Annotated in this window: 14 protein-coding genes; 9 read left to right on the forward strand and 5 right to left on the reverse strand. The window is 75.6% G+C overall.

Translation table 11 applies throughout. The features are described 5' to 3' along the window. Positions 1-55 precede the first annotated feature (55 nt). On the reverse strand, positions 56-2,566 hold the full coding sequence (locus tag ACSMXR_RS29960; RefSeq protein WP_473170314.1) for a GTPase-associated protein 1-related protein: 2,511 nt from the start codon (positions 2,564-2,566) through the stop codon (positions 56-58). A gap of 187 nt (positions 2,567-2,753) precedes the next feature. Here ACSMXR_RS29960 and ACSMXR_RS29965 point away from each other — a divergent pair, with 187 nt between their 5' ends. The 7 genes from ACSMXR_RS29965 to ACSMXR_RS29995 all read left to right on the forward strand — a co-directional run bounded on the left by ACSMXR_RS29965 (position 2,754) and on the right by ACSMXR_RS29995 (position 13,031). Continuing rightward, positions 2,754-3,593 (forward strand): alpha/beta fold hydrolase, encoded by an 840-nt coding sequence (locus ACSMXR_RS29965; protein ID WP_473170315.1) that lies wholly within the window; start codon positions 2,754-2,756, stop codon positions 3,591-3,593. Between the two features lie 132 nt (positions 3,594-3,725). Continuing rightward, a complete protein-coding gene (locus ACSMXR_RS29970; protein WP_473170316.1) occupies positions 3,726-4,580 on the forward strand; it encodes a hypothetical protein in 855 nt (284 codons plus the stop codon). A gap of 9 nt (positions 4,581-4,589) precedes the next feature. Next, positions 4,590-6,824, forward strand: coding sequence for a bifunctional serine/threonine-protein kinase/ABC transporter substrate-binding protein (locus tag ACSMXR_RS29975; protein WP_473170317.1), 2,235 nt, complete (start codon positions 4,590-4,592; stop codon positions 6,822-6,824). 1 nt (position 6,825) lies between these two features. Continuing rightward, a complete protein-coding gene (locus tag ACSMXR_RS29980; RefSeq protein ID WP_473170318.1) occupies positions 6,826-9,468 on the forward strand; it encodes a bifunctional serine/threonine-protein kinase/ABC transporter substrate-binding protein in 2,643 nt (880 codons plus the stop codon). A 319-nt stretch (positions 9,469-9,787) separates the two neighbouring features. Then, entirely contained in the window at positions 9,788-10,816 is a 1,029-nt protein-coding gene (gene tdh, locus ACSMXR_RS29985; RefSeq protein ID WP_218524323.1) for an L-threonine 3-dehydrogenase, read from the forward strand. Between the two features lie 43 nt (positions 10,817-10,859). Further along, positions 10,860-12,059 carry a glycine C-acetyltransferase gene (locus ACSMXR_RS29990; RefSeq protein WP_473170319.1) on the forward strand — a complete coding sequence of 400 codons (1,200 nt, stop codon included), beginning with the start codon at positions 10,860-10,862 and terminating at the stop codon, positions 12,057-12,059. A 48-nt stretch (positions 12,060-12,107) separates the two neighbouring features. Beyond that, a complete protein-coding gene (locus tag ACSMXR_RS29995; RefSeq protein ID WP_137230600.1) occupies positions 12,108-13,031 on the forward strand; it encodes a LysR family transcriptional regulator in 924 nt (307 codons plus the stop codon). Between the two features lie 58 nt (positions 13,032-13,089). On the opposite strand, the gene ACSMXR_RS30000 is transcribed toward ACSMXR_RS29995, so the two are convergent. From ACSMXR_RS30000 to ACSMXR_RS30010, 3 genes are all read right to left on the reverse strand, one after another. Further along, positions 13,090-14,343 carry a low temperature requirement protein A gene (locus ACSMXR_RS30000; protein ID WP_473170320.1) on the reverse strand — a complete coding sequence of 418 codons (1,254 nt, stop codon included), beginning with the start codon at positions 14,341-14,343 and terminating at the stop codon, positions 13,090-13,092. Positions 14,344-14,516: 173 nt separating this feature from the next. Then, positions 14,517-17,201, reverse strand: coding sequence for an ABC transporter permease (locus tag ACSMXR_RS30005; RefSeq protein ID WP_473170321.1), 2,685 nt, complete (start codon positions 17,199-17,201; stop codon positions 14,517-14,519). Between the two features lie 26 nt (positions 17,202-17,227). Next, entirely contained in the window at positions 17,228-17,926 is a 699-nt protein-coding gene (locus ACSMXR_RS30010; RefSeq protein WP_376186733.1) for an ABC transporter ATP-binding protein, read from the reverse strand. A 190-nt stretch (positions 17,927-18,116) separates the two neighbouring features. On the opposite strand from ACSMXR_RS30010, the gene ACSMXR_RS30015 reads away from it, so the two are divergent. Then, the gene (locus ACSMXR_RS30015) at positions 18,117-19,349 is read left to right on the forward strand and encodes a sensor histidine kinase (protein ID WP_376186684.1); all 1,233 of its coding nucleotides are present in this window, start codon (positions 18,117-18,119) and stop codon (positions 19,347-19,349) included. Then, positions 19,337-19,996, forward strand: a complete 660-nt coding sequence (locus ACSMXR_RS30020) for a LuxR C-terminal-related transcriptional regulator (RefSeq protein ID WP_086778155.1) — start codon at positions 19,337-19,339, stop codon at positions 19,994-19,996. Before ACSMXR_RS30015 ends, ACSMXR_RS30020 begins: the two co-directional genes overlap by 13 nt. Positions 19,997-20,054: 58 nt before the next feature. Here the strand turns inward: ACSMXR_RS30020 and ACSMXR_RS30025 are convergent, their stop codons facing one another. After that, a complete protein-coding gene (locus ACSMXR_RS30025) occupies positions 20,055-20,447 on the reverse strand; it encodes a VOC family protein (protein WP_473170322.1) in 393 nt (130 codons plus the stop codon). Positions 20,448-20,506: the final 59 nt, after the last annotated feature.

Consider the following 20,506-nt stretch of genomic DNA (forward strand, 5'->3'; position numbering starts at 1 on the left):
TCCGGGTGTGATCGATCGGGATGCGGGGCCGGGCCGAGACCGGCCCCGCCCCCGCTCACCCCCGCCGCACCCGTCCCGCGATCCGGCGGCCCAGGCGGCCCAGGGTGCTGACGCGGTTCCAGGCGCGGAAGGCGTCGGCCCGGCCGCTGCTGCCCGTGCGGCCCACCGTCGCCTCGACCTCCGCGACGTCCTCGGCCGACATGGCGCGGACGGCGGGGCGCAGGACCTCGTCCAGGAGGGCGGCGGCCACCGGGGGCCAGGTGCGGCCCGCGTGCGGGTGGGCGGTCCAGACGGTGAAGCAGTCCGCCGCGTAGGCGGGCTGGGTGCGCAGCCGGGTCCGTACGGCTTCCGTCCGGGCGGTGCGGTCGTACGCGGCGATCAGGTCGGGGTCGTCGCCGTGGACGAAGTCGTACAGCTCGGCACCCGGGCGGTCCGGGGCCAGCAGGCGTTCGACCAGGGCCGCGTACGCCCGCTCCCGGAGCGCCGGTTCGACCGGCTCCGCCCGGGCGCACAGGGTGCGGACCCGCTCCGCCCAGCCGGGATCCGGTGCTCCCGTGCGCAGCTCGCGGACCAGGTCCAGCAGGAGGAGGCCGGCCCGTTCGCGGCCGCTGATCTCGGCCGGGTAGCCGCGCAGCAGGTCATGGGCGAGGCCGGCCGCCTCGTCCGTACCGGCGGCGGACGCGCTGAGCGCCGCGTCGACCAGCCGGGCCCACGTACCGGCCGCGCGGTGCGAGTCGGAGGTGGCCGCGTCCAGCAGCAAGCGGGCCTCCTCCACCGTCGGGGCGCGGTCCTCCCAGACCAGGCCCACCGCCGTACGCAGCACCAGCGGCTCGGCGAAGGGGGAGAGGCCCGCCGCCCGCAGCACCCGGTGCCACACCGCCGCCCGGTCACCGCCCAGCGTCGCCATCGCGCCCGGCACCTCGGCGCACATCCGCAGATGCGGCAGCGCCTGCGTGCCCGTGAACGGCAGCGTGACCCGTTCCAGGAAGCGGGCCACCGCCCCGGGGTCCTGCGGCGCGAGTCGGTCCAGTGCGCCGAGCAGCGCCGTCCGCACCTCGAACTGCTCGTCCAGCAGTTCCAGCAGGGCCGGTGCGAAGGCCGGGGCGGGGGCGCTCTCAGGGCCTTCCCTTTCGGTTTCCTCCGCTGCCGCCTCCGCCAGCAGCGCCGGTGCCAGGCGGTCCACCACCCCCGGCAGCAGATCCGTGCCGTCCACGCCCAGCAGCCGGGCCACCCGCAGCAGTTGTACGGTGCGCGCCACCGAACGCGATCCGGCCGTGTCGGCCAGTTCGGTCAGGATCTCCGGGCCCAGCCGCCCGGCGACCTCCGCCCCCTCCGGGCCCGCGAACGCGTCCCGGCGCGGCAGCTCCAGCGAGCCGTTGCCGCCCCGTACCGCCTCGGTGACCAGCATCGCCGCGAGCGGCGCGGTGACCGAGGCCGGGCTGCGGCCCTCCAGTGCGCCGAACAGCCGCCCGGCCGCGTCGAATTCGGGGCCCGTACGGTCGTCGATGCCGGGAGACGTGAGGGCCTCGACCAACTGGCCCGTGCGCTTCGCGTCCAGGGCGTAGGGGCGGTCGGCCGCCCAACCGGCCGCCGCCGCACGTCCGTCCGGGCCGAGCGCGATCCCCGCGCAGAGCGCCGTCACCGCCAACGGGCCTGCGGCGAACGGCTCTCCGGGCAGTTCGCGCGCCTCTCCGAACAGCTCCGGCGACCGGCTCCGCCAGATCCGGGCCGCCGTCGTCGCCCATACGTCGTCGTCCGCACCGGCCACCGGCGCCGGCCCCGCGCACTCGTGCACCCGCAGGCCCGCCGCCCGCGCCGCCGCCGCGTCCTCGGGCAGCACCCCCACCACCCGCGCCGCCGAACCCCCTGGCCGCCGGGTGTACGTGGTGAACGTCAGCCGCTCCGCGCTCTCCCTCGGCAGGGCGACGGACGCCAGCCCCAGCCACCGGGCCACGTCCGCGCACTGCCGCTCCACCAGCACCACCGGTCGCCCGGCGGCGGCCTCCGCCTCGCTCGCCCGGCGCAGATCCGCCAGCACCGCCGCCAGCCAGGGGCCGCGCGAGACGGCGAAGTCGTCCAGGCCCTCGGAGACCGCCGCCGGGCCCGGCGGCAGCGTCAGCGGGTCCGGTATCGCCCCGGCGGGCGTCGTCGACACCCAGAGCGGCGAGCGCCACGCCTCGACCGGCAGCCGGTCGCCCGGCAGCGGAACCCCCGGCGGCAGGTGCACCGCGTGCGCGTGGAACCGGACGCCCTGCCTCGACCCCGGTCCTGACCCCGGCCCCGAGTCGCTGCCGCCGCCCGTGTCCCGTACCGGGGCCGAACGTGCCACCAGCCGGCTGCCGTCGGACAGCACCGCGTACCCGAACGCCTGCGGCAGCGAGCGCAGTTCACTGTCGGACGGCCGGTCGGGAACGCCTCCGGGAAGCTCGTAGCGCACCAGGGGCTCGATCTCCGCCAGCAGCGCACCCGACACGCCGGGACCGACCGACGTGAACCGGCCCGCCGCTCCCTCGGATCCCTCGGCCCCCGGCGCGGCGGAGGTGTAGTGCACCTGTGCAAGGCTCATCTGTCGGCCCTCTTCGTCCTGCCGCGCCCGGTCCCCGTGCCCACCCCGTACGGCTGGGTCGGGGGAGAAGTCCGCAGCCGCGGGGGCGACGCTATCAAGGACGGGGAGGTAATCCCTACGCTGCGTCAGGCCCCGGCCCGAGGTTGGGCCGAGGTTGGTCCGAGGTCGGCTGGACTATGTTGACCGCATGGGCGACGTGAGGCTTTCGGCGGGCGTGATCGAGTACCACGACACCGGTGGCGACGGGCCCGTGGTGGTCCTCCTGCACGGCGTGGCCATGGACGGATCGCTGTGGGACGAGGTCGTCGCCGGATTCGGGGATCAGGTGCGGTGCATCGTGCCGACCCTGCCGCTCGGCGGACACCGCAGGCCCATGGAGGCCGGGGCCGATCTGTCCGTCCTCGGGGTCGCGCGGCTGGTCGCGGAGTTCCTGGAAGCCCTCCGGCTGGAGGACGTCACCTTGGTCATGAACGACTGGGGCGGCGCTCAGGCGCTGGTCGCCGACGGCCGGGCCGACCGGATCGGGCGGCTCGTGATCACGTCCTGCGAGGCGTTCGACAACTATCCGCCCGGGCTGCCCGGCCGTAACCTCGCCACCTTGGCCGGACTGCCCGGAGGGCTCAGGTTCGCCTTCTCGCTGCTCCGGCTGAAGCCCGCGCGGCGGTTGCCCATGACCTGGGGGTGGATGAGCAAGCGGCCCGTCCCGCACGCCACGATGGACCGGTGGTTCCGGCCGGTGCAGAGCTCGCCGGAGATCCGGCGCGACCTGCGCGCCTATGTGCTCGGCGTACCCGAGAAGGCCGAACTGCTGCGGTGGACCGAGCAGTTGCGTACGTTCGACCGTCCCGCGCTGGTGATCTGGGCGACCGAGGACCGGGTGATGCCGATCGAGCACGGGCGCCGGCTCGCCGAGATCCTGCCGCGGGGGCGGCTGGTGGAGGTGGCCGACAGCTACACGCTCCTTCCTCTGGACCGGCCGGACGCCCTCGTCGAACACATCGGCGCCTTCCTCGCCGAGACGGCCTGACGGCCTTGGCCGGGCGGCCCCGCGACGGTGCCGCCCAGGTCCCGACGCGGTAACAGTCGTCCTACAGCCCCCGTCTGCCGCGCCGGGCGAACTTATGATCGACGCGGCGTCGAGGAGGAACGGGGAAACGCTGTGACCTGTCACGTGCCGTTAAGAGGGGTCCGCTTCGCGCTGCCCCTGAGCCTGGCTCTGACCCTGACGACCGTGCTGCTCGCCGGCTGCTCCGGGACGGCGGGCGACCCCGGGAAAGTGGAGAAGCGCGACGCTTCTGCGAGTGCGAGTGCGAGTGCGAGCACGGACTTCGGCGGTGGTACCGGGACCGGGCCGGCCCCCGAGGCGACGGACCCGCTCGAACCCGACCCTGCCCGGCTTCCCACGACCAAGGCCGCGGCACGCGACTTCATCGACCGCGTCATCGCCGGGCCCGACAGCTTCGGCCCCGGGGTGGTGAAACGGAGCCCGTACGAGAGTGACCCGGCCACCTGGCCCGTACTCGGCAAGGACTGCGTCTGGCAGCAGCAGAAGCCCGCCTTCAGCGTCCTGGCCACCCGCACCCGGTCGTTCGAGGTGCCCGCGGAGAAGGGCAAGGGGCCGGTGCGCCTCGCCGCCGTCGTCACCGTGCACCGCACCCGCGAGGACGCGGCCTGGGAGATGGCGGAGTCGATCGAGGAGACCATGCGCTGCCCCACCCAGCAGTTGCGCGAGGGCGAACTGATCGGCTCCATGGTCGCCGCGGCACTGTTCGGCGGCGAGGCCACCCAGACCAACTCCGAGGACGCGCTCAGCGAGCGCGGCCAGTACCAGAGTTCGGAGCTCGGCGGGCCGCACCACTACGCCTGGCAGCAGGCGCAGACCCTGCAGTTCACCGTCGCCGTGACCGGCACGGGGGCGAAGGGGCGCACCGAGCGGGAGATCGACGACCTGGTGGTCCAGGCGCAGGCCGCCATGCTGGTCCGGCTGGAATCCGCCGTCGAGAAGCAGAGCTGAGGCCGGGCGATGGATGACCTGCGACCCACCGACCCCGCCCGGATCGGCGGCCACCGGCTCCTCGGCCGCCTCGGGGCGGGCGGCATGGGTGTCGTCTACCTCGGGCGTACCGACGCCGGAGCGCTCGCCGCGATCAAGGTGATCCTGCCCGAGCACGCCGGCGACGAGGACTTCCGGACCCGCTTCCGCCGCGAGGCCGAGGCCGCCCGCAGGGTCGACAGCCCCTGGGCCGTGTCCGTCACCGGAGCTGACACCGAGGCCGAACGCCCCTGGCTGGCAACGGAGTTCGTGCCCGGGCCGACGCTGTCCGACGTCGTCGCCCGGCGCGGGCCGCTGCCCGTGCGCAGCGTCACCGTCCTCGGCCGGCTGCTCGCCCGCGCCCTGGCCGCCGTGCACGCCGCCGGGCTCGTCCACCGCGACGTCAAACCGGGCAACGTCCTGCTGACGGCGGGCGGCCCCCGGCTGATCGACTTCGGGATAGCCCGCGCCGCCGACGCCACCGCCCTGACCGCCACCGGGCTGATCGTCGGCACCCCCGGCTTCCTCCCGCCCGAGCAGGCGTCCGGGCACACCGCGGGGCCCGCCGGGGACGTCTTCTCGCTCGGCTGCCTCCTCGCGTACGCGGCCACCGGCCGGCCGCCCTTCGGCAGAGGCGCGGTCGACGCCGTCCTCTACCGCACCGTCCACGATGCACCCGACCTCGACGGCATCGACGACCCCGGGCTGCGCGCGCTGCTGGAGCGGTGCCTCGCCAAGGACCCCGCCGAACGTCCGGCCGCCGCCGACCTGGACACCCTGATCGCCGAGGACGTACCGGCCGGGGCGACTCCCGACTGGCTCCCCGAGGACGTCGTCCGGATCATCGCGGACCGGTCCGCCGCCCTGCTGGCCCTGCCCGACATCGACGCCACCGTGGCCGTCACCGAGGAGCCCGGCCCGCCCGAACCCGCCCCCGGCCGCCGGAGGTTCCTGCTGTTCGCGGCGGGCGGCGCGGTGGCCATCGGCGCAGGCGCCTTCGCCGCCGTACGTCTCACCAGCGGCGGCTCCGACGGTGGCGGCGGCGGGGACGGGGCGCCCGGCGGACGCCGCTGGATCATCGGCGTGCACGCCGACCTCACCGGGCCCCTGAGCGCCGCCGGACGGGCCCAGGAACGCGGTGTCCGGCTCGCCGTCGACCGCTTCAACTCCCTCGACAGCAGGCCCTTCCGGCTCGCCGTGAAGGTCCTCGACGACCAGGGCGCCGCCGATCGCTCCGCCCAGGTCGCCGAGGAGTTCGCCCGCGACCCGGAGGTCATCGCGGTCATCGGGCCCACGAGCGACGAGGCGGCCGGGGCGGCACTCTCCGCGTACGACGAGGCCGTGCTGCCGGTCCTGACGGTGTCGGCCCTCCAGATCGCCTTCCCGAAACGGGCCAACGGCTCCTTCTTCCAGGCCGCCCCCTCCTACGCCTCGCTCTCCATCCCCATCGTCAACCGGCTCCTGCTCCGCCCCGACGTCGAGCGGCTGGGGATCCTGGTCGACCGGGCCGGCGGTCAGGCGGCCTACCAGGCGGGCTACGCGGCCAACATGATGACGCCCGACCTCACGACCGGCACCACCCATCCCCGGGTGGTGCCCGCCGGGACGCGCGTCTTCGACCCGGTCGTCACCGACCTCCTGTCCAACCGGAGCGACGCGCTCTTCTACGCCGGTGACGCGACCGGCGCCTCCCGGGTCGCCCGCATCCTGGCCGAGCAGTCCTTCGCCGGACCGTGCATGGCCCAGCACACCGTCATGGGGCCGGAGTTCCTGAAGCTGGCGGGCGCGGCGGCCGACGGCTGGGAGTTCGTCGCACCGTTCATCGACGCCACCGCCCCGGCCGCCGCGACGTTCGCCGCCGCCCACCGCAAGCGCTTCGGCGCCGCGCCCGCCGCCTGGTCGGCCGAGGCGTACGACGTGGCGGGGCTGGTCGCCCGGGAACTGGCCGCCCTCGCCGACGCCGCCTCCAAGGCGGCGACGGCCGGTACGAAGGGAGCGACCGCCGGTACCGAAGGGGCGTCGGCGAGTGCCACGCCCTCCGGCGACGGCGGGCCCACCCGGTCCACGCTCACCGCCGCGCTCGTAGCCGCCCGGTACGAGGGGATCTCCCGCACGTACGCGTTCGACGAGGAGCGTCAGCAACTCGTCGGCCAGGACGCCCACCTGTACCGGGTGGAGGACGGCCGCATCCGCTACCTCGGCCCCGCCCCGAAGCCGAAGAGCTGACGTGCGGCCCCTCACCTCCGAGGACCCGCGCACCGTCGGCCCGTACCGCACCCTCGTCCGGCTCGGCGCGGGCGGCATGGGCGTGGTCTACCTGGCGCGCTCGGCGGGCGGGACGCTCGCCGCCGTCAAGGTGATCCGGGCCGAGCACGCCGCCGACCCCGGCTTCCGGGCCCGCTTCCGGCGCGAGGCGGAGGCCGCCGCCCGGATCACCGGCCCGTGGGTGGTCCCGGTGCTCGGCGCGGACACCGAGGCCCACGAGCCGTGGCTGGCGACCGCGTTCGTCCCCGGGCCCTCGCTGGCCGAGGTGGTCGGAGCGGGCGGCGCGCTGCCCGTGGCCACCGTCCGGGCGCTCGGCAGCCGGCTCGCCGCGGCCCTCGTCGCGGTCCACGAGGCCGGGCTGATCCACCGCGACGTCAAACCCGGCAACGTCCTCCTCGCCCTCGACGGCCCCCGCCTGATCGACTTCGGGATCGCCCGCCACGAGGGCGCCACCGCACTGACCACCAGCGGCGCGGTGATCGGCACGCCCGGCTACCTGGCCCCCGAACAGGCGTCGGCCGCGCCGCTGGGGCCGCCGTGCGACGTGTTCTCGCTCGGCTGCGTCCTCGGGTACGCGGCCACCGGCCGGCCGCCGTTCGGCGCGGGCGGCGGGGCGGGCGCCCTGTTCCGCACGATCCACGAGGAGCCGGACCTGACGGGCGTTCCGCCCGGCCTGGCCCCCCTGATCGCCGCCTGCCTCGCCAAGGACCCGGCCGCCCGGCCGACGGCGAGCCGGGTCCGCGAGGCGCTGGAGACGGACGGAGCGGCGTTTCCGCCCGGCGGGTCCGGGGGCGCGGGGGCGGCCCCGGACTCGGCCGGGCGGGCGATGCCGGACCCGGCCGGGTCGGGTCCGCCGGACCCGCGCGAGTCCCTCCGGGCCGCCTCGGACCCGGTCCCGGACCCGCACCCCGCCTCGGACCTGGCCCCGGTCTCGGCCCCGGACCCCGCCTCGGCCTTGGACCCGGCCTCGGCCCTGGCCCCGGCCCCGACCTTGGACCTGACCTCGGACCCTGACCCGGAGCCCGCCCCGGCTCCGGCCCCGGTCTCGGAACCCGCCTCGGCCCCGGTCTCGGACCTGGCCTCGGTCTCGGCCCCGACCTCGGACCTGACCTTGGACCTGGCCCCGGTCTCGGACCCCGCCCCGGGCCCGGCCCCGGACCCCGCCCCGGCCCCGGAACCCGCCCCGGCCCCAGGCGAGTCCCCCGCCCCGGCCCGGCGGAGGCCGCCGCCCCCGGGGGAGCCCCCTCGTACCGCCACCGCCCCCACCCCCTGGCAGGCCCCCGCCGGGCTCTCCGCCCTGATCGCCGAGCGGTCCGCCGCCGCCCTCGCGCTGCCGGATCCCGAGCCGTTGCCCGTCACGCTCGCCCCGGCCGGGGACGAAACCGCCGGGCAGGCGGGCGGTCCCACCCGGCGGCGGCTGCTCACCGCCGGGGCGGCCGGGGCCGTTCTCCTCGCCGGGGGCTCCACCGCCACCTGGTTCGCCCTGCGCGGGCGCAACGAGGGGGCGGGTTCCTCGGCGGGGTCCGGGGAGCCGGCCACGTACAGGATCGGGCTCCACGCCGACCTCGGCGGACCCGGCCGGGCCACCGGGCTGGCCCACCAGCGCGGCGCGCAGCTCGCCGTCGCCGACCACAACTCCCGTACCGACAAGGCGTTCCGGCTCGCCCTGCGCACCGAGGACGACACGGGGGACCCGGCGGCGGCGCTCCGGGTGGCCGGGCGGCTGGCGGCGGACCCCTCGGTCGTCGCCGTCCTCGGCCCCACCGGGCAGCTGCTGCGCGAGGACCTCGTCCAGCGGTACGGCGCGGCGCGGCTGGCGACCGTCGTCGTCGCGGCGGGCTCCAGCACCGTCGAGTCCGGCACCGGCCTCCACCTCTGCTTGACCCGCCCGCTCGACCGGACGCTCCCGACCGGCCTCATCAGCTATCTGACCCGCACCCGCCCCGCGACCCGCATCCTGCTCGTCGAGGACGCCGCCGACCCCGGGCTCGCCGGGGAGGTCGGGAGCAGCTTCCGCGAGGCCGCCCTCACCGGGGTCACCCTCCTCGAACACCCCCTCGCCCGGGGCAACGCGGGCTTCGGCGCGGTCGCCCGCAAGGCTGTCACCGGCAAGGCCGACGCCGTGGTCCTCGGGAGCGGCGACGCGTCCCGGGCCGCCCGCCTGGCCACCGCACTCGCGGACGGGGGCTTCACCGGCACCCGGGCCGCCGTCGGACCCGCCCTCGGGCCCGCCTTCCTCGACGGGGCGGGCGAGGCCGCCGAAGGCTGGGTCTTCGCCGAGGCGTACGCCGACCCGGCCGCCCTCCCGGCGGCCGGGGCGTTCACCGCCGCCCACCGCAAGCGCTTCGGCGCACCCCCCGCCACCTGGGCCGCCGAGGCGTACGACGCGGTCGGCCTGATCGCCCGCGCCGCCGGGACCACCAGCGCCTCGGGCGAGGTCCGCAGCGGTATCGGCGGGCGGCTCGTGCGGACCGAGCACCGGGGGATCGCGCGGACCCTCGCCTTCGACGCCTCGACCCGCCAGGTGCGGTACGAGAACGGGATCTTCCTCTACCGGATCGAGCAGGGCCGCCCCCGCTTCCTCGGCCCCTACGGCGACCTCTAGGGCCTGTCGTCAAACTGCCGTCTGCCAGGAAACGAAGGCCGGAGAACGGCAGCGGTCGGTGAAGCCACGGCCAGGTGTGAAGATCTCCTGCGGCGGCGCTTAAGAAATCCTCGATGGACCCGGGGCCCCGCCGTACGGCAGCCTTCTCGGTGACGGCCGGGGACGGCGCGTGGAGCCTTTCGAGATGCTCCGTCCCGTCCCGCCGAACCCCCACCATGGTGGGTGACACCCAAGATCCACCCCGGGCCGCAGGGTTCCTCCGACATGCCCCGAGGCCCGGGGTATCCACTTCGCGTACCGACGTCAGGGAGCCGCAGCCGTGAAGGCACTCGTCAAGCAGAAGGCCGAACCCGGACTGTGGCTGATGGACGTGCCGGAGCCGGAGTACGGCCCCACCGACGTCCTGATCAAGGTCCTGCGCACCGGTATCTGCGGCACCGACCTGCACATCCGCGCCTATGACGGCTGGGCCCAGCAGGCGGTCACCACCCCGCTGGTCCTCGGCCACGAGTTCGTCGGCGAGGTCGCGGCCCTCGGCTCCGACGTCGCCGACATCGCGGTCGGCGACCTGGTCAGCGGCGAGGGCCACCTCGTCTGCGGCAAGTGCCGCAACTGTCTGGCCGGCCGCCGCCACCTCTGCCGCTCCACCGTCGGCCTCGGCGTCGGCCGGGACGGCGCGTTCGCCGAGTACGTGGTCCTGCCCGCCTCCAACGTGTGGGTGCACCGGGTCCCCGTCGACCTCGACATCGCGGCGATCTTCGACCCGTTCGGCAACGCCGTGCACACCGCGCTCTCCTTCCCGCTGGTCGGCGAGGACGTCCTGATCACCGGCGCGGGCCCGATCGGCATCATGGCCGCCGCCGTCGCCAAGCACGCCGGCGCCCGCAACGTCGTCATCACCGACGTCAGCGAGGCCCGCCTCGCCCTCGCCCGCAAGGTCGGCGTCAGCCTCGCCCTGAACGTCGCCGAGAGCACCATCGCGGACGGACAGCGCGAGCTGGGCCTGCGCGAGGGCTTCGACATCGGCCTGGAGATGTCCGGCCGCCCCGAGGCGATGCGCGACATGGTCGCGAACATGACGCACGGAGGCCGGATCGCGATGCTCGGCCTGCCCGCCGAGGAGTTCGCCGTCGACTGGTCCCGCATCGTCACCTCGATGATCACCATCAAGGGGATCTACGGCCGCGAGATGTACGAGACCTGGTACGCCATGTCCGTCCTGCTGGAGGGCGGCCTCGACCTCGCCCCCGTGATCACCGGCCGGTACGGCTTCCGCGACTTCGAGGCGGCCTTCGACGACGCCGCGAGCGGCCTCGGCGGCAAGGTCATCCTCGACTGGACCGTCTGACCACCTCCCCCTGGTCCGTTACCTGATCTCTTAAGGAATCCGCATGTTCGACTCCGTACGCGACGATCTGCGCACCACCCTCGACGAGATCCGCGCCGCCGGGCTGCACAAGCCCGAGCGCGTGATCGGCACCCCGCAGTCCGCGACCGTGGCCGTCACCTCCGGCGGACGCGCCGGCGAGGTCCTCAACTTCTGCGCCAACAACTACCTCGGCCTCGCCGACCACCCCGAGGTCATCGCCGCCGCCCACGAGGCACTGGACCGCTGGGGCTACGGAATGGCCTCGGTCCGCTTCATCTGCGGCACCCAGGAGGTCCACAAGGAGCTGGAGCAGCGGCTCTCGGCCTTCCTCGGCCAGGAGGACACGATCCTCTACTCCTCCTGCTTCGACGCCAACGGCGGAGTCTTCGAGACGCTGCTCGGCCCGGAGGACGCGGTCATCTCCGACGCCCTCAACCACGCCTCCATCATCGACGGCATCCGGCTCTCCAAGGCCAAGCGCCACCGCTACGCCAACCGCGACATGGCCGACCTGGAGACCCAGCTCAAGGAGGCGTCCGGGGCGCGCCGCCGCCTCATCGTCACCGACGGCGTCTTCTCCATGGACGGCTACGTCGCCCCGCTCCAGGAGATCTGCGACCTGGCCGACCGCTACGACGCCATGGTCATGGTCGACGACTCGCACGCCGTCGGCTTCGTCGGCCCCGGCGGTCGCGGCACGCCCGAACTGCACGGCGTGATGGACCGGGTCGACATCATCACCGGCACCCTCGGCAAGGCGCTCGGCGGAGCCTCCGGCGGTTACGTCGCGGCCCGCGCGGAGATCGTCGCCCTGCTGCGCCAGCGCTCGCGCCCGTACCTCTTCTCCAACTCCCTCGCCCCGGTCATCGCCGCCGCCTCCCTCAAGGTCATCGACCTGCTGGAGTCCGCCGGCGACCTGCGCGAGCAGCTGGCCGCCAACACCGAGCTGTTCCGCACCCGGATGACCGCGGAGGGCTTCGACATCCTGCCCGGCGACCACGCCATCGCCCCCGTCATGATCGGCGACGCGGGCAAGGCCGGCCGGATGGCGGAACTGCTCCTGGAGCGCGGCGTGTACGTGATCGGGTTCTCGTACCCCGTCGTCCCGCAGGGCGCGGCCCGCATCCGGGTCCAGCTCTCGGCCGCGCACTCCACCGCCGACGTGAACCGCGCCGTGGACGCGTTCATCGACGCGCGGGCCGCCCTGGACGCGGAGGCGTAGCCCCCTGACCGGGTCGGTGGTTCCCCCACCACCTGGGACAATGGGCACATGATCGATGCGCGGCGGCTGCGAATCCTCCGTGCGGTGGCCGACCACCGCACCGTGACCGCGGCCGCCGCCGCGTTGTACCTGACGCCCTCCGCCGTCTCCCAGCAGCTCGCCGCCCTGGAGCAGGAGACCGGCCACCGCCTCGTCGAACGCGGCGCGCGCGGCGCCCGGCTCACCGCCGCCGGGGAGATCCTGCTCAGCCACACCAATGTGGTCCTGGCCCAACTGGAACGGGCCGAGGCGGAGCTGGCCGACTACAGCGCGGGCGTCGCCGGTACGGTCACGGTCGCCGCGTTCGCCACCGGCATCGGCCTCGTCCTCGCCCCCGCCCTCACCGAGCTGGCCCGCACCGCGCCCGGCATCCGGGTCAAGGTCCAGGACGCGGAGGGCGACGCGAGCGTCCCGATGGTGCTGGACCGGCAGGTCGACGTGGCGGTGGCCGTCGAATACCGGGGCGCGCCCGCCGAGGACGACCGCCGCCTCACCCGCGTCCCGCTGTACTCGGAGCCGTTCGACGTGGTGCTCCCGGTGCACCACCGGCTCGCCGACCGGGCCCAGGTGGCGATCGCCGACCTGGCGAAGGACCAGTGGATCGGCCAGTATCCCGGCAACCCCTGCCATGACGTGGTGGTCCTGGCCTGTGAGTACGCCGGGTTCGCCCCGCGCCTCGAACACTCTTCGGACGACTTCCACGCCGTGGTCGCCCTGGCCGGGGCGGACGCCGGAGTGGCCCTGGTGCCCCGCTCCGCGCTGCGCGGGATGGAACTGACCGGGGTGGTCGTCCGCCCGGTCGAGGGCAGCGCCCCCACCCGCCGGGTCTTCGCGGCCGTACGGCAGGGGGCCGAGGGCCATCCGCTGATCCGGCCGGTGCTGGACGCGATGGAGGCGGTGGCCGTACGGGAAGCGGGGCTGGCCCGCGCCTGAGCACCACCACCCCGCACCTCCCTCGGGCGGCGCTCGGCCGCGCTCGGCCGTGCTCGGGTCACATGACGCGGGCCCGTCGCCTGATCCTGCGCCCCCGCCGCCCGGACGCGGGTGCTTCCGCCCGGCCCGGGTCGTAGAGGATCTGCCAGCAGACCAGCGCCACCAGGATCCAGACCGTGGCCCAGGCCGGCAGCGCCGCCCCGAGCGGGGCCAGCGCCACCGACACCGCCAGGCACGGCAGCGCCCAGCCCAGCAGCCAGACCCGGTCGGACCGGTCCGCGAGCGGCAGCGCCGCCACCAGACCGGCCGCGAAATACCCCGCCATCGCCCCGCACAGCAGCCAGTGCTGGCCCTTCGGCAGCACGTCGTCGACGTGCGCGACCGCCGAACCCAACGCCGTGGCCAGCGCGACCAGGAAACCGGTCATCACCGCGTGCAGCAGCATCGCCAGCCTCGGCGCGAGCGTTCCCTTGCGCAGATGGGGGATGCCGTTGGTGCCGTAGAGCAGGCTCAGCGTGCAGATCGCGGCCAGCAGCCCGAAGGCCCCGAGCCCGGTGGCCGCGAGCGGCCCGTCCCAGTCGTCGCGCTCGGACGCGGCGTCGATGATCTGGATGACGCCCTCGCCCAGCACGATGATCACGTACAGCCCGAGCCGTTCGCCCATGTGCGCGGCGTCGATACGGGACTCGCCGAGCCGGGGCGGCGTCGGGTCGGGGGAGTGCGCGGGGCCCGGCGGCGGGCGGCCGTCGCGGCGGCGCGCGGCCCGGTCGGCGGCCCGCCGCAGGGTGCGGTCGCGGGTGGAGACCAGCAGGGTGACGATGTCCAGCGCGATGCCCACGGCCCACAGCCAGTAGCGCAGCGGCGTCTCCACGAAGAGCGAGACGAGCCAGGGCACCGCGCCCGCCCCGAACTGGGCCAGCGGCCAGTCCACCACGATGCTGCCCCGCTGCCAGACCCGGCCCGCTTGCCAGCGCAGTGCGACGTAGGCGATGACGAAGGGGAACGCGTGGCTCGTCAGGACCGTGTGGACGGAGGCCGCCATCACGGCCATGCCGAACATCGCGATCAGCAGTGTTCGGACCCGGGTGGCGGAGGCCGCGATGTCCCCGTAGACGGCGAATCCGGCCCAGGTGGTCCAGAAGGCCAGGTAGAGGACCCCGTACAGGGCGAGATCCTCCAGGTGCGGGCCGTCGTGCAGCAGATGGGCCAGCTGTCCCGCCCCGGCGACGACGACGAGGTCGAAGAACAGCTCGTTCCAGCCGGCATGCCGCTCGGCGGGCGCGGCGCTCCCCGTGGACTCCTTGGCCTCCATGGACCCATGGTCATCGGACGGTGTCCGGCCGCGCCTCGGCTGTGGGCCGAATGGCGACGGGGCGGGGCCAGGAGCGACGGGCGTGGTCAGAGGAGGCGGGGCGTGGTTAGAGGAAGCGGGGCGCGGTCAGGGGCGGCGGCCGTCTGCCACCCGTGACCCCCGCCCCGTCGTCCTCACCGCACCCCGCGCCCCAGGACGAAGCGTCCGCCCGACGCGCCCGGGACCAGCGTTCCCGCCGCCGCGGCGAGCGCCACCGCCCCCGCGATCACTCCGTAGTGCGCCGGCGGAAGGTACGGGGCCGTGCCCGCCACCGAGACGGCGAACGCGGTCAGCGGGACGGCGGCCACCGCCGTGCCGATCACCAGCCCGGCGACCGTCACCAGACCGGTCTCCAGCACCAGCATCCGCCGCAGCTGACGGCGGCCCGTGCCGACCGCCCGCAGCAGCCGGAACTCGCCCCGGCGGCCGATCGTGATCAGCGCCAGCGTGCTCACCACGGCCAGCAGCGCGAAGCCGCCGATCACGCCGACGCCGATGACGATCATGGCGTTGTCCTCGTCCGGGACCGGCGGAGCGATCCTGACGTCGTCGGCCGTGGCGGCGCGCACCGCCACCCCGCCGCCGTACGGAGCCAGCGCCTTCCGTACGGCGGTGACCGCGTCAGCCCCGGCCCCGGACCCGGTCCGGATCAGGACGACCTGGTCCCGCGCCGCCGAGACATGGCCCGCCAGCGCCTCGCGCGGGAAGAGGAACTCGCCCAGGCCCAGCTCATGTCCGTACACCGCGACGACCCGGGGCTCCACCCGCGTACCGTCGCCCAGCCGCAGCGCCACCCGGTCCCCGGGGCCGACACCCAGGCTCTTCGCCCGGTCCGCCCCGACCGCGACCGCGTCCCGCCCCGTGAGCCGGTCCAGGTCGCCCGCCGTGACCCGGGGGTCGAGCGTGCCGGACAGGCCGCGCGCCTCCACGCCCAGCACGGGCAGCCGGGTCAGCACCGGTTCGCCCGCCTCCCGGTCCGCCAGGACGACCGCCGAACGCAGCACCCCGGTCACCGCCGTGACCCCCGGCGCCTCCCGCACCGCCCGGGCCGCCCCGGCGGGCAGGCCCGCCGCACCGCCCGTCGCCACCAGGTCCGCCCGCAGCGCGGCGGACGCCTGCCGGTCGGCGGCCCGCTCCAGCGTCGGCCCCGCGGCGAGCTGCACACAGACGAACGCGACCACCAGCACGATCGGGGTGAACGCGGTGGCGAGCCGCCGGGTGTGCGCCGAGGCCGCCCGCTCGGCCAGGAACCCCGAGACCCCGCCCGCCCGGCGCAGCGGACGGCCCAGCACTCCCAGGGCGGTCCGGGCGATCCGGGGCCCCAGCAGGGCGACCGCGATCACCAGCGACAGCGCCGCGCCCGAGGCGGCGGCGCCCGCCGCCTGACCGCTCTGCGTCGTCGCCACACCCGCCGAGCTGACCCCGGCGAAGGCCATCACCACGCCCGCGACCGTGCGGAACCGTCCCGGCCCGCTCGGCTCGTCCGCCGTCGCCGCACCCAGCGCGGCGGCGGGCCGCAGCCGGGTGATGGACCGGGCGGCGAGCATCGCGACCGGCCGCGCGAGCAGCGCGACCAGCAGCCCGCCGGCCAGCGCGGCGGCGGGCGGCAGCCACCACGGCACCGGCAGCGGAAGCGTCCCGGTGGTCAGCAGCGCACGCATCGCCAGCCCCAGCGGTACGGCCCCGAGCCCGCCCAGCAGCGCCGCCGCCGCGGAGACCCGGCCCGCCTCCCGGCCGATCGCGGACCGGAGCTGCCGGGGCGAGGCCCCCACCGCCCGCAGCAGCGCCAGCTCCCCGGACCGCTGATGGATCGCCTGGGACAGCGTCGAGGCGATCACGAGGAGCGCCACCATCAGCACGGTCCCGCCGATCGACCCGAGCAGGGCCAGCCGGTCGCCGCGCCCGCCGAGCGCGTCCACCTGCTCGGCCTCCCCGCGCTCCGCCCCCGTCAGCACCCGTACGCCCCGGTCGGATCCGGCGACGCCCGCGTTCTCGGGCAGCACCGCGCCGATCGCCTCGCGCAGCGCCTTCGGCCCGACGCCCGGCTCCGCGATGACACCGATCGCGTCGATCCGGCCCGGGTGCCCGGCCAGGGCGGTCAGCCGGGGCTCGGTGAAGAACACGGCCGGGGGACCGTCACCGCCGTGCCCGGTGCGGGCGATGCCGCTGACGGTGTACGTCCGGGCCCTCCCGTCGGCCCGCAGCACGATCCGCTCGCCCGGGGCGGGGCCGTCGGCCGCCAGGCCGGCGTCCAGGACGACTTCGGTCGCGTCCCGCGGGGCCCGCCCCTCCGCCAGTCCGTACGGGGTGAGTGCGGCGGCGGACGGCCAGGAGCGGCCCACCGCGGGCCGCCCGTCGCCGGTGGCCACCGGCACGGAGTCGTCCGCGACGGCCTTCGCCACCCCGTCGGCCCCGGCCACCGCGGCCAGCACCGAACGGTCCAGCCGGGCCCGCTCGGGCAGATACGCCGTCGCCGTCTGCGGTTCGCCGCCCCAGGGCTTCGCGGTGTACGACACCTTCTGGTCCGCCGCCACCACCGCGTCGGCGCCCGCGTACCGCTGCACCGGCGGCGCGGCCACCAGCAGCGAGCCGACGACGAACGCGAACGCGCCGATGAGCGCGGCCGCCGCGCCCGTCGCCACGATCACCGCCGCCCAGGCCCGCCGGTGCGTGGCCAGCGACCGCCGGGCCAGGAACGCCGACGCCCGCCGCGACCCCCGCCGTACGCCCCGCGCCTCCCGGGCCGCCGTACCCGTACGCTCCCGTGCCGCGGAGGAACCGGAACGCGTCCCAGCGGGCTCCACCGCGGCGGACTTCATCGGAGCCGACCTCATCGCACGCGACTTCATCGCAGCCGGCCGCCGTCCATCGTCAGCACGGTGTCCGCCCAGCTCGCCGCCACCGGGTCATGGGTGACCATGACGACCGTGCGGCCCTCGATCCGTACGGCGTCCCGCAGCAGGGCCAGCACCAGCGCCGCGGACTCCGGATCGAGCGAGGCGGTCGGCTCGTCCGCGAAGATCACCTCGGGCTCCGTCACCAGCGCCCGGGCCACCGCGACCCGCTGCTGCTGACCGCCCGACAGCGTCGACGGCCCGTCGCCGCCGCGCCCCGCCAGACCCACCCGGGCCAGCAACTCCCGCCCCCGCGCCAGGACCTCGGGCCCGCCCGGGTCCGCACCGCCCAGCACCAGCGGCAGCACCACGTTCTCCTCGATGGACAGCGACGGCACCAGATTGAGCGCGTGCGACTGGAAGACGAACCCGATCCGGTCCCGGCGCAGCCGGGTCAGCGCCGCCTCCGAGAGCGACCCGAGATCGATGCCGGCGATCCGTACCGTCCCCGAGGTCGGCCGGTCCAGGCCCGCCGCGACCTGGAGGAAGGTGCTCTTGCCCGAACCCGAGGGGCCGACCACGGCGGTGAAACTCCCGGCCGGGACCGTACAGCTGACCGCGTCGAGCGCCGTCGTCCACCGGCTGCCCCCGCGCCGCCCGTAGCTCCGGCTCACCTCCTCAAGACCGAGCGCGGCCGCCTGCTCCACCATCGTCGTGCGCACTGTTCGCCTCCACCGTCCCTGTACCGTCCACATACCGTTTGACCTGCTAGAACGCTATGAGCCGGGGCGCGTCCGGGCGAGGGTGCGCACTACCGGACCGGGGGTGGAGCCAGCTGCACCCCCGGCCGGGGGCCCGCCCCCCTCCGGCGGTGGGCCCGCCCCCGTACCGTGGGCTGCCATGAGCAGCTCCCCGTCCGCCCCTCTCACGCTCGCCGTCCGGCGTTCCTGGGACGCCTCGCGCTATCTCTTCCTCGGCATCGGGATCGCGATGCTGACCTACCTCGGCGCGTTCCTGGTGGTGGCGGCCCTCCTGTTCGCCGTCGCGATCATCGGGCTGCCCGCCCTGCCGGAGGCCGCCACGCTGCTGCGCCGGGCGGCCGGGGCGGAGAGCCGCCGGGCGGCGGCCCGGCTCGGGCCCGGACACCGGCCGGCCTCCTACCCGCCGCCGCCCGGCGGCGAGTTGTCCGAACGGGTCCGGTGGACGCTCACCGACCGGACCACCTGGCGGCTCGCGCTCTGGCTGCCCGTGCAGACGCTCTTCGGGATGGGGCTCGGCTATCTCGCGATGGTCCTGTGGCCCGTCGCCCTGCTGGTGGACGGGATCGTCCTGCCCGTCGTGGGCCTGGTGGACCGGCGGCGGGCCGACGAGTACGGCACCGAGCCGCCCGACCGGCCGGGCTGGGCACTGCGCTGGCATCCGGTGCTGGCCGACCTCTCGGCGGGCTGGACGCTGGCCCTGCTCGCCCCGCCGCCCGCCGCCGAACTCACCGAACGCATCGCCCACCTCACCGAGAGCCGGGCCGGTGCGGTCGCCGCGCACGGGGCCGAACTGCGGCGCATCGAACGCGATCTGCACGACGGCGCCCAGGCCAGGATCGTCGCCCTGTCGATGCGGATCGGGCTCGCCAAACAGCTCCTCGACCGCGACCCGGCCGCCGCGCGGGCCCGCCTGGACGAGGCGCAGGACGGGGCGGACGCCGCGCTCGCCGAGCTGCGGCACGTGGTGCGCGGCATCCACCCGCCGGTCCTGACCGACCGTGGACTGGCCGGTGCGGTACGGGCGTTGGCCGCCGACGTCGCCGTACCCGTCACGGCGGACCTGGACGCGGTGGAGGACGGCCGGCGGCTGCCCGCCGCGATCGAGGCCGCCGCCTACTTCGTGGTGGCCGAGGCGCTCACCAACATCAGCAAGCACAGCGGCGCCACCGCCGCCCGGGTCCGTATCGACCGGCCCCCCGGCCTGCTGCGGGTGACCATCGGCGACGATGGTCGCGGCGGCGCGGACGAACGCGCCGGCAGCGGGCTGGTGGGCATCCGGCGGCGGGTCGCCGCACTGGACGGCGCCACCCGCGTCAGCAGCCCCGCCGGGGGGCCGACGGACATCGAAGTGGAGCTGCCGTGCGGATCGTGATCGCCGAGGACAACGCCCTCCTGCGCGAGGGCCTGATCCTGCTGCTCACCAGCTCCGGACACGAGGTGGTGGCCGACGCGGCGGCCGGCCCGGAGATCCTGCCCGCCCTGCTCGAACACCGCCCGGACGTCGCCGTCCTGGACGTACGGCTGCCGCCCACCTTCCGTGACGAGGGCCTGCGGGCCGCGCTCGCCGCCCGCGCCGAACTGCCGGACCTGCCGATCCTGGTCCTCTCGCAGTACGTCGAGGAGACGTACGCCGCCGAGCTGCTCGCCCAGGGCGCCCGGGGCATCGGCTATCTGCTCAAGGACCGGGTGGGCCGGGTCGAACAGTTCCTGGAGGCGCTGGACCGGGTGGCGGCGGGCGGCACCGCGCTCGACCCGGAAGTCGTCTCCCAGCTCCTCACCCGCAAGTCCTCGGCGGGCCCGCTCCAGAGCCTCACCGCCCGTGAGCGCGAGGTCCTGGAACACATGGCGCAGGGCAAGGCCAACGGCACCATCGCCGCCGAACTCACCGTCTCCGAAAGAGCGGTGAGCAAGCACATCGGCTCGATCTTCGCCAAGCTCGGCCTGGAGCCGGACGACGGCACCGTCCACCGCCGCGTCCTCGCGGTGCTGGCCTACCTGGAGGGCCGGGGCGGGCACTGACCCGGGCCGGAGCGGGGGCCGGACGGACCCGGACGGGCCCGGACGCGGGCGGACGGGCTCAGCCGGCCGGCTGGAGCAGGTCCCAGCGGTTGCCGTACAGGTCCTCGAAGACCGCGACCGAGCCGTACGTCTCGTGCCGCGGCTCTTCCAGGAACCGCACCCCGGCCGCGCTCATCCGCGCGTGGTCGGCCGCGAAGTCCTCGGTGTGCAGGAAGAAGCCGACCCGGCCGCCCGTCTGCGCCCCGACGGCCGCGCTCTGCGCCTCGTCCTTCGCCCGGGCCAGCAGCAGCCCCGTGCCCGCGGCCGCCCCGCGCGGGCGCACCACCACCCAGCGGGTGCCGTCGCCCCGGTCGGTGTTCTCCACCGGCTCGAAGCCGAGGGCGTCGCGGTAGTACGCGAGCGCCTCGTCGTAGTCGCGGACGACCAGGGTGACCAGGGCGATGTGGGACATGGCGGGGGAGTCCTTCCAGCGATGAGGTTATACGTAACACTAACGCCGGAGCTCCCCGC

It is taken from the genome of Streptomyces sp. DSM 106670, from assembly GCF_055792845.1.